General features: G+C 70.0%; 11 protein-coding genes and 4 pseudogenes. 6 read left to right on the forward strand and 9 right to left on the reverse strand.

Annotated elements, in window-relative coordinates; all coding sequences use genetic code 11:
• Nucleotides 1–718 precede the first annotated feature (718 nt).
• Both ABZ858_RS30170 and ABZ858_RS30175 read right to left on the reverse strand, forming a co-directional pair.
• On the reverse strand, nucleotides 719–1,669 hold the full coding sequence (locus ABZ858_RS30170; RefSeq protein ID WP_361385542.1) for a hypothetical protein: 951 nt from the start codon (nucleotides 1,667–1,669) through the stop codon (nucleotides 719–721).
• Between the two features lie 2 nt (nucleotides 1,670–1,671).
• Nucleotides 1,672–2,034 (reverse strand): hypothetical protein, encoded by a 363-nt coding sequence (locus ABZ858_RS30175; protein WP_361385545.1) that lies wholly within the window; start codon nucleotides 2,032–2,034, stop codon nucleotides 1,672–1,674.
• A gap of 194 nt (nucleotides 2,035–2,228) precedes the next feature.
• On the opposite strand from ABZ858_RS30175, the gene ABZ858_RS30180 reads away from it, so the two are divergent.
• Together ABZ858_RS30180 and ABZ858_RS30185 are read left to right on the forward strand one after the other, a co-directional pair.
• Nucleotides 2,229–5,543 carry a CHAT domain-containing protein gene (locus ABZ858_RS30180; protein WP_361385548.1) on the forward strand — a complete coding sequence of 1,105 codons (3,315 nt, stop codon included), beginning with the start codon at nucleotides 2,229–2,231 and terminating at the stop codon, nucleotides 5,541–5,543.
• Nucleotides 5,544–5,669: 126 nt separating this feature from the next.
• Nucleotides 5,670–5,915, forward strand: a complete 246-nt coding sequence (locus ABZ858_RS30185) for a hypothetical protein (protein WP_361385551.1) — start codon at nucleotides 5,670–5,672, stop codon at nucleotides 5,913–5,915.
• 389 nt (nucleotides 5,916–6,304) lie between these two features.
• Here the strand turns inward: ABZ858_RS30185 and ABZ858_RS30190 are convergent, their stop codons facing one another.
• Nucleotides 6,305–6,961 (reverse strand): TetR-like C-terminal domain-containing protein, encoded by a 657-nt coding sequence (locus ABZ858_RS30190; RefSeq protein WP_361385554.1) that lies wholly within the window; start codon nucleotides 6,959–6,961, stop codon nucleotides 6,305–6,307.
• Between the two features lie 123 nt (nucleotides 6,962–7,084).
• Here ABZ858_RS30190 and ABZ858_RS30195 point away from each other — a divergent pair, with 123 nt between their 5' ends.
• Together ABZ858_RS30195 and ABZ858_RS30200 are read left to right on the forward strand one after the other, a co-directional pair.
• Nucleotides 7,085–8,302 carry an alpha/beta fold hydrolase gene (locus tag ABZ858_RS30195; RefSeq protein ID WP_361385557.1) on the forward strand — a complete coding sequence of 406 codons (1,218 nt, stop codon included), beginning with the start codon at nucleotides 7,085–7,087 and terminating at the stop codon, nucleotides 8,300–8,302.
• Nucleotides 8,303–8,432: 130 nt separating this feature from the next.
• A complete protein-coding gene (locus ABZ858_RS30200) occupies nucleotides 8,433–8,951 on the forward strand; it encodes a hypothetical protein (RefSeq protein ID WP_361385560.1) in 519 nt (172 codons plus the stop codon).
• A gap of 58 nt (nucleotides 8,952–9,009) precedes the next feature.
• Here the strand turns inward: ABZ858_RS30200 and ABZ858_RS30205 are convergent.
• Nucleotides 9,010–9,267, reverse strand: a pseudogene (locus ABZ858_RS30205) (acyl-CoA dehydrogenase); the annotation flags it as partial.
• A gap of 353 nt (nucleotides 9,268–9,620) precedes the next feature.
• Here ABZ858_RS30205 and ABZ858_RS30210 point away from each other — a divergent pair.
• Together ABZ858_RS30210 and ABZ858_RS30215 are read left to right on the forward strand one after the other, a co-directional pair.
• Nucleotides 9,621–10,391, forward strand: coding sequence for a transposase (locus ABZ858_RS30210; protein ID WP_361385563.1), 771 nt, complete (start codon nucleotides 9,621–9,623; stop codon nucleotides 10,389–10,391).
• 406 nt (nucleotides 10,392–10,797) lie between these two features.
• A complete protein-coding gene (locus ABZ858_RS30215) occupies nucleotides 10,798–11,169 on the forward strand; it encodes a hypothetical protein (protein WP_361385566.1) in 372 nt (123 codons plus the stop codon).
• 33 nt (nucleotides 11,170–11,202) lie between these two features.
• On the opposite strand, the pseudogene ABZ858_RS30220 reads toward ABZ858_RS30215, so the two are convergent.
• The 5 genes and pseudogenes from ABZ858_RS30220 to ABZ858_RS30240 all read right to left on the reverse strand — a co-directional run.
• A pseudogene (locus tag ABZ858_RS30220) lies at nucleotides 11,203–11,838 on the reverse strand (transposase family protein); the annotation flags it as partial.
• A 119-nt stretch (nucleotides 11,839–11,957) separates the two neighbouring features.
• Nucleotides 11,958–12,756: pseudogene (locus ABZ858_RS30225) on the reverse strand (IS5 family transposase).
• 51 nt (nucleotides 12,757–12,807) lie between these two features.
• Nucleotides 12,808–13,266: a transposase family protein gene (locus ABZ858_RS30230; protein WP_361385569.1), complete on the reverse strand. Its 459-nt coding sequence runs from the start codon at nucleotides 13,264–13,266 to the stop codon at nucleotides 12,808–12,810.
• Between the two features lie 721 nt (nucleotides 13,267–13,987).
• Nucleotides 13,988–14,254 carry an ATP-binding protein gene (locus tag ABZ858_RS30235; RefSeq protein WP_361385651.1) on the reverse strand — a complete coding sequence of 89 codons (267 nt, stop codon included), beginning with the start codon at nucleotides 14,252–14,254 and terminating at the stop codon, nucleotides 13,988–13,990.
• A 28-nt stretch (nucleotides 14,255–14,282) separates the two neighbouring features.
• Nucleotides 14,283–14,444 (reverse strand): annotated as a pseudogene (locus tag ABZ858_RS30240) (ATP-binding protein); the annotation flags it as partial.
• Nucleotides 14,445–14,514: the final 70 nt, after the last annotated feature.

Genomic DNA, 14,514 nt, shown 5'->3' on the forward strand with positions numbered 1-14,514 from the left:
CGCGCCTCGATGACATGGCAGTGAAGCCATGTCCGAGAACGGCGGCGGCCTCGTCTCCTGAGCCGGTCTCCTGTGACTGCACGGTCCGGGGTGCAGCGCTGGCTGTCGCATTCACGGCGTACATGCCGGCGTGGCCTATCGGACGGTGGTCGTCGAAGACGGTCTCTGAGTGATCCAGCTGTCCCGCGGGGGCGCCGCATCGGGCCGTTCGGTGGCTCGTGGAAGGGCCGCCACCGGTTCGTCGTCCAGGTGGACCCGTCCCCCGCCCTCGCGAACGCGGTGACGTCGGGCAGGCTGGACAACCAGGCCCCGGCGCCGGCGCCCATGGCGTAGGCGGCCGCCGCCAGCGGGGGCGCCCCGCCGCCGTGCTCCGGCCCAGGGCCCGGGCGGCGGTGCTCAGCACCCGCCCGGGCTCACCGGGGGCGACGAAGAGGGCGTACGCCACGGCGAGCAGCAGCTCCCGCGCCGGCGGGGCGGCCCGCCGGTCGCCGTGGATCCGGTGCACGGCGGCGTGCGGGGCCTGCCCGGTCATCGGGTCGGTGAAGCCGAGGTGGATGTCGGCGCCCTTCACGCCTGACCCTCCTCGTTGCTGACCGGGGACCTGTGGACCGTTCACCAGGCAAGTCACTTGTCGAGAAGCCAGTTGTCGGTTCTCGAAAGCGCTGTCCGGTCAGCACGAAGTGCCGACCGAACGCATGCAGACCGGCGGCAGTGCTGTTCAGCCGGGACCGGACGTGGACGGGAACGCGGTTCGGGTACGGAGTTGGTGGGTGATGGCGTCGCCAAGGGCAGGGTCGAGGGGACCGGCGTGGTCGACACCGAGTTGGGCAGCCAGGTCTGTGGTGTGGAGGCGGGCGGCGGCCTCCAGGAGCTGAGCGTAGGTGTCGGTGGCGCTGCGGACGCGGTGCCTGGCGGTCAGGGCGAGGGCGGCGGTGAGGGGGAGCGCGGGCCACCACCATGCGGTCAGCGGGGCGTACAGCAGGGCCCAGCCGCCCAGGGTGGCGGCGCGGGTGAGAGCCTGTTCGGCGGTGGTGATCTCAGCGCGGGTGGTCTCGGGCAGAGTGAGCCACAGGTGCGGCCACAGGAGTGGCAGGTCCAGATGGTGGTCACGCTCCAGGCGTACGGTGACAGCGTGGATGCGGTCTCCGCTCCAGGTCGGCCGGTCCGGCTCCTCCACGGCGATGCGTTGCAACGCGTTGTGCGCCATGCGGCGCGAAGCGGGATCGGCCCGGCGCCCGTTGAGCGCCAAGGCGCCTGCGTCGGTGTCCAGTTGCTGCCGGTAGCGGTGCGCCGCGGCGGTCCAGCGGGCGCGGCGGCGGACGACACGGATATGCGCCCACTGCCGCAGCAGGCGTGGCCACATGTGCCAGTCGGCGGCCAAGGCCATGCGCTGGACCAGCGTCCCCAGGCCCTGGGCCGCCAGCCCCGCCATCGCGGCCGCGGCGAGGACCGCGCCGAGCAGCATGACCTGGCCGCCGGCGGTGGCCGCGGCGGGGGTCTTTACCCAGTCAGTGATCCGGCCAGTGAGGCGACAGACGTCCAGGGCGTGGGCCTGGCCAAGGGTGCGGGCAGCCGTGGAGATGGCTAGGAAGAGTGCTCCGGGCAGGACCAGCAAGGTCAGCCAACGCTCGGCGAGTTTCTGCCCGAGGGCGCTGAAGAACCCGCCCACCGCTACAGGTGCTCCCTTCGCAGCGGCCGGCTGCTGATCGGGCAGCGCAACGCGTCAGCGCCGTCGGGCCACTCGAAGCGCGAGCACTGGTCCGTCGGGCATAGCAGTACCCGCTCGTCCGGCATGGTGGGGGTCACCCCATGTGGGGTGAGGCCACGGGTATGGCCGTAGATGCCCACGGCGTCACCAGCGGCGAGCAGGGCCTCGTGAAGCGCGTCCAGCGGTGCGGTGATCTCCTCCCCGTCACGTAGCGCCGACAGCAGACGTTCCAGCGGGGCCGCGCCATCAGGACCGTACGTCACCAAGTCCGCGCGGATGCGCTCCGTCTGTCGGCACACATAAGCGACATCCTTGCGCGACTCCACGTCTCGTCTGCCCGGCTGACCCGCCACACGCCCCCCATTCCTCGCCGACATGCCGTATGGGCGCATACGGAGCGCAGAGTACGGCACGGCCCGCTCGGTCCGACGCGACCATACTGTCCCGAACGCGACGCCGCAGACCAACGGAGCTTCTACTCTGGCTGGTTGGCAATACTGCCGTCACGGGGAGAAGGACCATGAACGAACGTGACATGCTGCTGGAAGCGGTCCGGGCCCGCCTGGCACGGGTGGCTGCCACCCGGGACTGGGCCGCGGTACTGGAGCCGGCTGCGCTCGCCGAGGCACAGCATCTGACACGGCGCGTCGGCACACCCATGGCCGATCTGGAAGCCGAGCACACCCTGGGCTGGCTGTACTTCTACCGTGCCCGGGCTCAGGCACCCGAGTCCGACTGGGAGGACGCGCTCGCCTTCTTCACCGGATGCTTCATCGCGGGGATCGACCCCCTGCCGCGCTCACTGCTGCCTTCCCTCGCCGACCGGGCCGCCCCCGGTGCGACGAACCTGCTCCGGCGTGCGTCCGAAACCGAGGACCCAGAGCTTCTGAGATGGGCGGTGGACCTGTGGAGGCGCATCGCGAACAGTGTCCCGGACGACCACCCGAATCACATCGTCGCCCTGAACAACCTCGGTAACGGCCTGGAGATGCTCAGCGAGCGTACCGGGAGTCCAGCAGACCTGGACGAGGTCGTGGAGGTGGCCCGGACCGCCGTCCGGATCACCCCAAGTGACCACCCCGACCGGGTAGCCCCTCTGACCCTCCTTGCCAACGCGCTGCTGCGCCGGTTCGAGTGTGCGGAGAGCTCGGCAGACCTCGATGACGCCGTAGAGGTTGGCCGGGCCGCTGTCCAGGCTGCCGGCGACAACCATCCTGACCGTGTGTCTCCACTGACCAACCTCGCCAACATCCTGCTGCGCCGGTCCAGGTACCAGAAGGTCCCCGGAGACGTGGACGAGGCCGTGGAGGTGGCCCGGGCCGCCCTCCACGCCGCCAGTGACGACCACCCTGACCGCGCCGTCTTCCTGACCAACCTCGCCAACACCATGAGGTTCCGGTTCGCGCGTTCGGGGAATCTGGCGGACCTGGACGAGGCCGTAGAGCTGGGCCGGGCCGGCGTCGAGGCGACTCTCGACCAGCACCCCGGCCGCGCGGCTTCCCAGGCGGACCTTGGCAGCAGCCTGGTCATGCGGTTCGAACACACTGGGGATCTCGGTGATCTGGACAGGGCGTTGGAGGCGGGACGCGCGGCCGTCCGGGCCACTCCGGAAGGCCATCCCCGGCGGGCACGCCAACTGAGCAGCCTCAGCGGCCTTCTTCAAAGTCGGTTCGGGCGTTCCGAGAATCCGACGGACTTGGACGAGGCCGTGGAGGCGGCCCGGGCCGCTGTAGCGGCCGCCCCCGACAGCCACCCCGACCGCCCGGCTTCACTGTCGGAACTCGGCAGCGCCCTTTGGGCGCGCTCGAAGGCCACCGGGGGGCCCGGTGATCTGGACGGGGCAGCGGACGCCTTCAGGACTGCACTGCGGGCTGCCCCGGAGGCCCACCCCGCACGGGCGGTTGTGTTGTCCAACCTCAGCGGCGTGCTGGCGGCCCGGGCCCTTCGTATGAGGGACGTCAGCGAGCTGGAAGAGGCCGTGAAGGTGGGTCGCGCCGCAGTCCGGGCCAGTTCCGAGGAGGGTCCGGACCACGCCTCAGCCCTATTCAACCTGGGCATCAACCTCATGAGCTGGGAGCTGTGCGGTGGGGACCGAAGTGCTCGGGGTGAAGCGCGGGTGGTGCTGGAGCAGGCCGTCGACGCGTCGACGGCAGCACCGTGGTTGCGTGTCGTCGCGGCGCGTATGGCGGCCGGCCTGGTGGCCTCCTCCGATCCCGGCCGTGCCGCCGCTCTCCTGGAACGGGCCGTGCTGCTCTTGCCGCAGGTGGTCCCGCGGCGACTGCTGCGCGGTGACCAGCAGTACGCTCTCGCCCGCAACGCCGCTGGCCTCGCCGCCGACGCGGCGGCCCTGGCGCTGGCCGACGGCACAGGCGACGCGCGGGAACGGGCCGTCCGGGCCTTGCGTCTGGCGGAGGCCGGACGCGCGGTGCTGCTGTCCCAGGCGCTGGAGATTCGTGGTGACATGGCGGATCTGTACAGGCAGCATCCTCATCTGGCCGGTCACCTGACCGAGCTTCGCGAGCGGCTTGACCGGGACGGCACAACGGGGGTCGTCATGGATGACGCCGACCGGATCGCGGTTATGGGACACACGCGCCACCGGCTGGTGGCGGAGCTGGAAGAGCTGCTGGGGCGTATCCGGTCCTGTGAGGGGTTCGCCGACTTCGGCCTGCCACCGAGTCCCGAAGCTCTCCTGGCAGAATCCGAACACGGCCCTGTGGTGACGTTCAACGTCAGCGTGTTCCGCAGCGACGCCATCCTGCTCACCCGCGCCGGCATCTCCTCCTGTCCGCTGCCCCGGCTCACTCAGGACGCCGTGCGAGACCGGGTCGACGCCTTCTATCGGGCGCTGACCGAGGCAACCTCGCCCGACGGCGACCGTATCGCCGCGCAGCGGACGCTGCGCGAGATCCTGGAATGGCTCTGGGAAGCCGCCGTCGAGCCGGTTCTCTCCGCCTTGGAGGATGCGGGTGAGGCGCTCCTCCCAGACCAGGACGGCCCATCAATGCCGCGAGTGTGGTGGACACCGGGCGGACTCCTCGGGCTGCTGCCGCTACATGCCGCGGGTTTCCACACCGACCCCGGATCGGACCGACACCGCCGCACCGTCCTGGACCGGGCGATCTCGTCCTACACTCCCACCGTTCGAGCCTTGCGCCATGCTCGTGGCCGCCGGCCTCGGCCCACCGGCCAGTCCCTGATCGTCGCGATGCCGACCACTCCCGGTCACAGCCCACTGCGGCACGTCGCGGAGGAGGCTCGCCGGATCAGGGCTCTCCTCCACTGCCCGGTGCAGCTCACCGAACCCGCCACGAACCCGGAAGGAGCCCCGCGCCCCGGGAGCGTCGGCACCCCGACAACGGCCGCTGTCCTCGCCCGTCTTCCCCAGTGCGCCATCGCCCATTTCGCCTGCCACGGCGCCAGTGACCGCACGGACCCTTCCCGGAGCCGGCTGCTCCTGCACGACCATGCGACGACACCATTGACCGTTTCCGAGCTCGCCCAAGTCGACCTCGCCCACGCGCAGCTCGCGTACCTGTCCGCCTGCAACACCGCGGATCCCGGCAGCCTCGATCTGCTCGACGAGTCCATCCACCTCACCAGCGCCTTCCAACTCGCCGGATTCCCCCACGTCGTCGGGACCCTGTGGCCGATCAACGACCGACTGGCTGCCGAGATCGCCGAGTCCTTCTACACTCATCTGGCCCCTGGACAACCCGGAAACCCGGATCCCGCGCAGGCGGCAGCCGCGCTGCACCACACCATCCGGGCCGTACGCGACCGCTACCCGGCCACCCCCTCCCTGTGGGCGGCCTACCTTCACGCCGGCGCGTGATCAACCGAACGCGCTCATCGGCCCGCTGCGGCGAGGACGCGCGCCCTGGAGCCGTAACTCGCGCGTTGCCTCGGACATACCGCCTGAGTCCGAGGAAACTTGAGGGGTCACCCATACAGGGATCTGATGTTGAGATGGGAAGCGACCGACTTCCCCGACGATCTGGTGCCGATGCAAGCCGGCTGGAACGCCACCTGCGACGCGCTCGCCGCACCCCGCCTCCGCGACACCACCGCCCTGCGCCGCCGCCTGCTGCGCCTGTCTGTACGGCTGTGGTGGCACCCGTACTGGGAGACGGCCTCCTCGCCGCCGTCCGCGCGCTCCGAGCTGCGCCGGCTGGCCCGGGCCCGCAGAGCCGTCCGGGCCGCGTAACCCGGGCGCCCTGGCCGGCCAGGAGTACGGCGGTCGGACGAGTTCCCGCCGAGGGCCTCTCGGCGAGGCGACCGGCTGGTCATGGGGTGGACCGACCATGAGGATCCACCTGTGCGGCGGCCGGGGACGGCCCGCGGTCTCATCCTCGCCGCCGCCGACGTCAACGACCGCACCCAGTTCGAGAGCAGGTCATGGCCCGCGTCCGCACCGGGGTACGGCCGTGGCCGGGGAACGGGGCGCACTTGGTCCGGTTGCGCGGCGGCCGGCCCCGCCGTGCATAGGGCGAGGGCAGCCGTCCAGCGGGCCGGATGGCGCCCGGGTGGCCCACGCGGGAGGCGTGGGCGGCGGCGTCGCTCCGGCCGGCTCTCCGGCTGCCGTGTGCGTGCTCGTCAGGTGGTGATGGCGGCGACGAGCTTGTCGGTGAGTGTGTCGAGGTAGTCGGGGCCGGTCGGTGTGTGGACGACGACGAGTCGCCAGTAGAGGGGGCCCGCGAGCAGGTCGAGCGCGAGTTCGCGGTCCGTGCCGGGGGAGAGGTCGCCCCGCTCGACGGCGCGTTCGAGCAGGTGGTTGGCTCTGCGGCGGCGGGTGTCGCGGACGGCGGTGAAGAGCGCTTGCTCCAGTTCGGTGTTGCGGGCGCTTTCGGCGAGCAGGTCGGGGATGATCTTCGACGGGAGCGGGTGGCGCAGCGCGGAGGCGAGCTCGGTGAGGTAGGCGAGGACGTCGCCGCGGAGCGTTCCGGTGTCGGTGGCCTCGGAGGTGGCCACGGCGGCCGCGGACACCAGGGCGACGGTCATCTCGAGCTTGGACGGCCAGCGGCGGTAGATCGCGGCCTTGCCGGCTCCGGCCCGTTTGGCGACGGCCTCCAGGGAGAGGCGCGCGTAGCCCGTCGATGCCAGTTCCTCGAAGAAGGCGGCCGCGATGGCCTCGGTGACGGAGTCCTGGAGGACGGGGCCTCCGGGGGGGCGCCGATCGGGCGCGGGCGCGGGCGCGGGCGCGGGGGCTGGGGCGTCGGGCTGGGGCGCGGGTGGCGTGGGTGAGCTGGGCATGCCCTGAACGTACCACCAGACGGAACGCTTGCGTATCGACTAAGACAAGGCTATCGTTTTCGCAGACGAGACGGACCCGTTCCGTCTCGGCGAACGTCGGCCACCACGGTTAAGAGGTGCATCATGCGATTCCTGTTCGAGGACGAGTCCTTCTCCTTCGAGGCGCTGCGGGCGGCCGGCTTCGCCAACGAAGGCGGCGCGGACCTCGGCGAGGTCGTGGCCACCGCCCGCAACATCGGCGAGGGCGACGAGGAGGCGTGGCTGCGCGAGTGGAAGAGCACCGCGGAGCGCGTCCACGCGATCGGCACCCGCGCCCTGGCCTCGGGACACCGGGTCAGTGCCCGTGAGGCTCTGCTGCGCGCATCGAGCTACTACCGCACCGCCGAGTTCTACCGCCGCGACGACCCCGCCAACGACCCCGAGGTCAAGCGCCTGTCCGCACTCTCCCGCGAGACGTTCGCCACCGCCGCGCCGCTGCTGGACACCCCCGTCGAAGCCGTCCGCATCCCCTACAAGGGCGGCAGCCTGCCCGGCTACCTCTTCCTCGTCGACGACTCCGGCACCCCCCGCCCCACCGTCATCTTCACCAGCGGCTTCGACTCCACCCTGGAGGAGGCGTACTTCGTCGTCGCCGCGGCCGCGCTGCGCCGCGGCTACAACGTGCTCGCCTACGACGGCCCCGGCCAGGGAGCCGCGCTGCGCGAGCAGCATCTGGTCTTCCGCCCGGACTGGGAGGCCGTGGTCACCCCGGTGGTCGACTACGCGCTGACCCGCGCCGAGACAGCCCCCGACCGCCTCGTCCTGATGGGCTACAGCCTCGGCGGCTACCTCACCGCCCGCGCCGCCGCCCACGAGCACCGCCTGGCCGCCCTCGTCCTGGACGACGGCCTCTACGACTACTACGACGCCCACACCCGGATGATGCCGCCGTTCCTGCGGGAGTGGGTCGAGGCCGGACGGGACGACCTCGCCAACCCCGTCGCCGACCTCCTGATGAAGGGCAGCACCCAACTCCGCTGGGCTCTGCGCAACGGCGTGTGGGCCTTCGGCGCCGCATCCGCCGCGGACTACATCCGCCGCACCGCCGACTACACCCTCGACGGCGTTGCCGAACTCATCGCCTGCCCGACCCTCATCCTGGACGCCGAGAACGACCAGTTCTTCCGCGGCCAGCCCCAGCGCGTCCAGGCCGCCCTGACCTGCCCCCACACCCTGATCACCCTTCCCGAGGCCGAAGGCGCGGGCGAGCACTGCCACATGGGGGCCATGTCCCGCTTCCAGCAGATCACCTTCGACTGGCTGGACACCACCCTGAACCCGACCGCTCCCGCCGGGAGCTGAACGCGCGGCGCCCGCCGCCCACCGGACCCCGCGGCCGGCCCGACGCCGGGCCGGCCGCGCGACGAGAAGACTCGATGACCACGACACCGGCACACAGCCGGTGGGACGAGACCGGCGGAGGACCCCGAGGATGACTGGGACGAGCGGCTACACCACCGAAGGCTGGACCGACATGTTCCTGTGCGCGGGCGGCGCCGCGGCAGCGCTCAGCGGCCTCATCTTCGTCGGCCTCAGCGTCAACATCCGTACCGTCCTGGAGGCGGAGAAGCGCGAGGGCCACAGCTCGATGACAGGGCGCGCCCTCGAAGCCCTGGCCGCGCTCCTCATCGTCCTGCTCGTCAGCATCGTCGCGCTGACCCCGGGCCTCCACCGCGGCGTGCTGGCCGCTTTCGTCCTTCTCAATGCCGTCGCGAGCGCCGTCTCGCCCTTCCGGGCCGCCCGCACCGGCCGCGGCAAGGGCATACCGCGCGCCGCGATGGTACTGAGGCTGTCCACCGCCACCGCCCTGACCCTGTCCCTGCTCACGGCCGGCACCTCCCTGGCGGCCGGCCACGGCGGCGGCCTCTACTGGCTCCCCGCCGCGTTCCTCTTCGCGGTCACGGTCGCCGCCGTCAACGCCTGGGTGCTCCTTGTCGAGGTCCTGCGGTGAGGCGGGCGGCCGCGGGGCGACGGTGCCGGGTGCCTTCCGGGGCGGGGTGGTGGGCGCCTCAGCCGACGGGGCCGACGAGGTCCGGTGCCCGCAGGACGGGGGCCGGGATGCCCCAGGCGTCGACGAGGTCGACGGCGAGGGGGCGCACCTTGCGGCAGAGGCCGTTCACCTCGCGGCTGATCGCCTTGGACCTCTGTACGGTCAGCCGGCCGTGTTCCATGAACCAGGCGCGGTCGGCTTCGATGGTCGAGAGCGCGAACAGGCCGCACAGCAGGCCCAGGGCATCCTTCTCCGCACCTTCGGGAATGGTCCGGACGAGGTCCCGGATCCCGGCGTACTCGCCGTCGAGGACCGCGGCGAGGGACGGCACGTCGATCTCGGGCCGGCGCCGGCCGATGACGGGGGCGGAGGTGTTCTCGGTGGCCATGCCGCTCCGCTACCCCGAGCCGCGACGATCAACCGGCACGACCGCGGCGCCCATGGCGGTCGGCACGGGGACTCGCGACCGGTAGGCTCCGGACGGCTGCCGGGCGCTGCCGCCGAAGGCCGGGGGGCGCCGCCCCGTGCGGCCGGACCGGCATCCCGACCGGCCCACCGTCCGAGCGGGCGGCCCTGCACTTTCCTAAGCGTTGTCCCGTAACTGCTGGTCACAGGTGAGATGATCTTGCTGTGGCTGGTGTGATCACGGCGTCGGAGCCCTCCTGGACAGCCCCGTTCACCGGGCTGAGTCCGCGGCGGTTCGGCAAGCTCGTCACCGCGCTGCGGCGCGAGGGTGCGGACCCGGTGCGCAAGGGCCGGCCGTGGAGCCTGCCGCTGGAAGACCGCGTGCCGCTGGTCGCCGCGTACTGGCGGACCAACCTCACCCTGCGCCAACGGGCCCCGCTGTCCGGGGTGTCCAAGTCCGCGGCCGACCGCATCATCGACCACCTCGCACCCTCGCTCGCGCTCCAGCAGCGCAAGCGGTTCCGTAAGGACACCGTGCTGATCGTGGACGGGACCCTGGTACCCACCCGTGACCACCAGGTGGCCGAGCAGTCGAAGAACTACCGGTACTCCACCGACCACCAGGTCGTGATCGACGCAGACACCCGGCTCGTCGTCGCCGTCGGCCGGCCGGTACCCGGCAACCGCGACGACTGCAAGGCGTGGGAGCTGTCCGGCGCCAAGGACGCCGTCGGCAGGACCACCGTCATCGCCGACGGCGGCTACCGGGGCACCGGCCTGGCCATCCCGCACCGACGCGAGAAAGGCCAGGCCGACCTCCCCGGCTGGAAAGAGGAGCACAACGCATCCCACCGCAACGTCCGCGCCCGCGCCGAGCACGCCTTCGCCCGCATGAAGACCTGGAAGATCCTCCGCGACTGCCGCCTCAAAGGCGACGGCGTCCACCACGCCATGCTCGGCATCGCCCGCCTGCACAACCTCACCCTCGCCGGGTAACGGCGAGACAAGCAGGTCAGCGGACACGCCGTAGATCATTTACGGGACAACGCTTAGGGACCCGCTGGAAGAGATCGAAGCGCTCGCCGCTCTGCGCGGATAAGCGGCCGACCCTCGGATCTATCCGTTCCGGGAAAGAGACGAACTTTCACGCGAAGGACTTCCCCGACGACCTGATGCAGATGTCCTGTCTCGCCGAAGGTTGACCGTTCTCACCGAAGATTGACCGCCTGGTCAGCGCCGCTTACCGAGTCCGAGCAGTCCACCAGGCACCGTGCGAACACTGCTAGAGGATTCGTCGGTGGCGTGCCGTTGGGCCGCAGGAGGAGAGGACTTACTGAGCCCATTCCAACTTCAGGCGACGGCCGATCGGCACTGTGTCACGAGCGTCTGGTAGACCCTGGCTATGACGTTCTTGGCGGTGGTCGAGGGTGATGTGGGCGGATGGCGCATCGATCGGGATGGGCTGACAGACGCGATCCGTGCCCGGTGGTCCAGGGTCGAGATCGACTCGACGCAACGCAGCGAAGTGCGCAGCCCTGTGTGGCAGTTCGAGACGGAGAACGGTCCCGGTGAGGCGTATCTGCACGAGGAGGGTACCTGCCTGTACATGGACGTCTGGGAGGAAGACGCGATCTGGTTGGCGATCGTCTTCCGCGGGCTGACACCCACGGACCTTGACCTGGTGTTCTGCGATGAGGGCTACACCTTCGACGTCCGTCTGGGGGCCGGGACGACGGAAGCCGAATTGACGAACTTGGTGAATGCTGCGGGTTGATCTCAACCCGTGGCAGCGAGCTGGAGGACCAGGACGGATCTTTGCGTGGGACCGGTTGACGGCCTGCTGACCGCTGGAGAGGCTGTCCCATCGGCCGCGGTAGGGGAGACGGACCGTGCCGCCTGCGCCCTGCTAGCCCTTGTCTGCCCAGCAGCTGATGCCGGCCGCGGCGAGTGCCTCGATGATGCCGTGCTCTCGCGCGGCCCGGACGTCGTGGACGGCGCCGGCCAGGGCCGGGGAAGCCCCCATCAGACGCCCCTTCGGATCAGCTATGACCTGCACGTTCATGCCGTGTTTCTTGTGTTTGCCTGAATAGAACGGGCAGTCGGCAGCGATTCGGTCGATCGGCAGGAGCGTCCCGTCCAGGATCACGTACGCCTTCGTCGACGCCGCTCGTGCGGCTTCGGTGAGGGTGGGGGCGAGGGCGGCCAGGAGGTTGACGGCCTCGGTGATGTATCGGTAGGCGGTGGCGGTGCCGATCCCGAATCCGGTCGCGAGCTGGGCGTAGGGCTGGCCGTTGCGCAGGTGGGCGAGGGTGAGTAGGGCCTGTCGGCCTACGTTCAGGCGCCGCCATCGGGTTCCGAGAGCGCGGCGGTGTTCTCTCAGGCGGGCGGCGAGGAAGCGCAGGGCAGAGCTGGACACGTCGACGCCGGACGGGTAGACAAGCATGCGAAGCCTCTGGTGGAGACGGTTCTCTTGGTCGAAAACCCATCTACCAGGGGCTTCATCTGTCTGTCAGCCCAACCGCCCGCCTGGCGAGTGAGGTTGGAAAGGGCTCACTGATTATTTCAGAATGAGGTTCGGGGTCCTCTTAAGCAGATGAGGCTGCGGGCGAGTTGGAGCAGTCCGAGGTGGGGGCCGGCTCGTGTCTCGTAGCGTGTCCGCGGGCACTTGAAGTGGTGGAGCCAGGCGGAGGTCCGCTCGACGACCCATCTGGTCCTGCCCGGGCCGGATTCGTGGGCGGTGCCTTGCGGGCGATCTTCGTGATGCCGCGAGCGCGGAGGAACCCCCGGTACTTGTCGTCGTCGTAGCCGCGGCCGGCGGACAGCCGCCGTGGCCGGTGACGTGGCCTGCCCGCCAGGCCGCGGGGGATCGCGTCCAGCGGGGGCGTGAGCTGGGTGATGCCGTGACGGTTTCCGCTGGTCACCGACACTGCGAGGGGTGTTCCGTGCCGGTCGGTGATCACATGGTGCTTGCCGCCCCGGCGGCCGCGGTCGACCGGCGAAGCTCCGGTGTGAGCCCCCCTTCGAGGGCCCGGACCTGCGAGTCGTCGACCGCGGCGTCCTCCGTGTCCAGCAGTCCGGCCTTGCGGAGCTCCGAGAGGATGATTTCGTGCAGGCGGGGCCGGACGCCGGCCTCGGTCCAGTCCCGCGGGCGCCGCCGGCACGTCACCCCACTGCGGCCGGTCGTCCCGGTCGGCACGTCTGCCCGGCTCACGCCCGTGCGCAGAACGTAGAGGATCCAGCGCGGAGCCGCACGGCCATCCGCGGGCAGCCGGTTCGGGTACCGCCGACGGCGCGGCGGGCGAGGCGGGAGCAGCGGAGCGACACGATCCCACAGATCATCAGGCACAAGGCCATCCGGCACACGCAAAACTCTGCCGCCCACCAACCCAACTGCCAAGCCTGTGAGTCAAACTCATTCTAAAATGATCAGTAATTGGCAGTCTTGGGTGATATCTGCGCAGCTTGCGGGCCGTGTTGGGCTGCACCAGAGCACGCGGCCTTCGCCGTCTGTGACGACCATGGACTTGATGGCGTTCTGCTTGTTCCTGTCGGAGATGAACTTGTCGCTGTCCTTGCATCCGGCGGCCAGTCGGCGAAGCCGGATCTCGGTGCCGTCGATGATGCCGGTCGTTCCGCTGGAGCCGAGATGGTCGACGACCTCGGCCAGAGACCGCAGCCGCATGTCGGGGCTGACGGTGCGGCCTCGCTCGGCGAGCAGGGGCCGCACCTCATCGATTGCCCGGGTGATGGCGGAGCGGTCTACGCCGAACCAGCAGCCCAGCACGTCATGGGTGACCTCGTGACGAAGATGGACGAGCGTGGCCAGGAGCCGGTCGACGAACACCAGCCGTTGTTTCGCGCCGACGTCCACGGCCCGCTTCCGCGATCAAGCAGCAAATCTCGCCCGGTGTCGCTCCTGCCACAACGGGCCGAAGTCTTCCACGAGTTCAGCGGTCGCTCCGGCAGGCCCGTGATCCGCCGATTGCGGATGATCACCGCACGCGTCGAGTACCCCACCACCTGACCATGATCAACCATTCAGGCTCGACGTCTCACCGCTTACCGTGCACGAGCTCGTTAGGCGGAGAAGCAAGCTTTGTACAGGGACGCCTCCGCCCGTACAAACGCGTCATGCGCGCTACCCTTACTGCCCTCTATGAGTGACTTCAGTACAGCGTCCACGTAGCGGGGATCGCGGGACCCCGTGCCGTACCCGAAGTTGTCAAGGACCTTCCTTGCGTTCTGCACCTGACCGGCACAGCCCCCGTACAGACCGCCACCAGACGCCACTGCGGTGGACATCGAAAAGCACGACGCGGCTATAGCCGCAGCAATCGACATTGCAATACGCAGCTTCATTTATACTGCCTTCCAAAGATTTCTATTCTGATTTCAGGCGTAAGCAATATAGGCGCAAGCAGCACTCTCTAGCCAGTGTTTATTTTAGGCCAGTATTTGGCTTGGAAACGGCGGCGAGCCAGAGACTGTGTGGCTATCCTTTGTGCCGCACGTCGGGCAGAAGAGAGTCCCCCGTGCGCCCCGCTCCGATGTTGCACGTGGTCGAGCCCTGGACCGTGAGGTCGTAGTTCTCGTCAGGCAGGCCCGACCCCCTTGAGCTGCCTCTCGCTGACGAGTTCGTAGAGGTCGTCGGCGTGAGCCGGGGAGAGCTGGCGCATGGCGAAGTCGTCGAGGATGAGCACGTCGGGCCGTACCAGCTCGCGAATCCGTTTCTCCCAGGTGCGGTCCGCGTGGCCGCCGGCGAGTTCGGTGAGGATCCGGCTGGTCTTGGCGAAGCGGACGTGGGCGCCCTGGCGGACGGCGAGGTGGCCCGGCGCCTGGGCGATATGCGTCTTGCCCACCCCGACCGGGCCGAACAAGATGACGGACTCACCCGCGTGCAGCCAGCAGGGCGCCCAGGTTCTGGATCTGGGCGGCGGGCAGTTTCGAGGAGGCGGTGAAGTCGAACTCCTCCAGGGTGACCTGCTGCTCGAACTTGGCGCGCTGGAGCCTGTGTTGGAAGGCAGCGGTCTCGCGGCGGGCGATCTCGTCCTGGCAGAGGAGCTGAAGGAAGTCGAGGCGGCCGACTTCGCCGCCGTGGGCCTGGGCGAGGCGGGCGTCG

It is taken from the genome of Streptomyces sp. NPDC047017 (genome assembly GCF_040644175.1).
GTDB lineage: Bacteria > Actinomycetota > Actinomycetes > Streptomycetales > Streptomycetaceae > Streptomyces.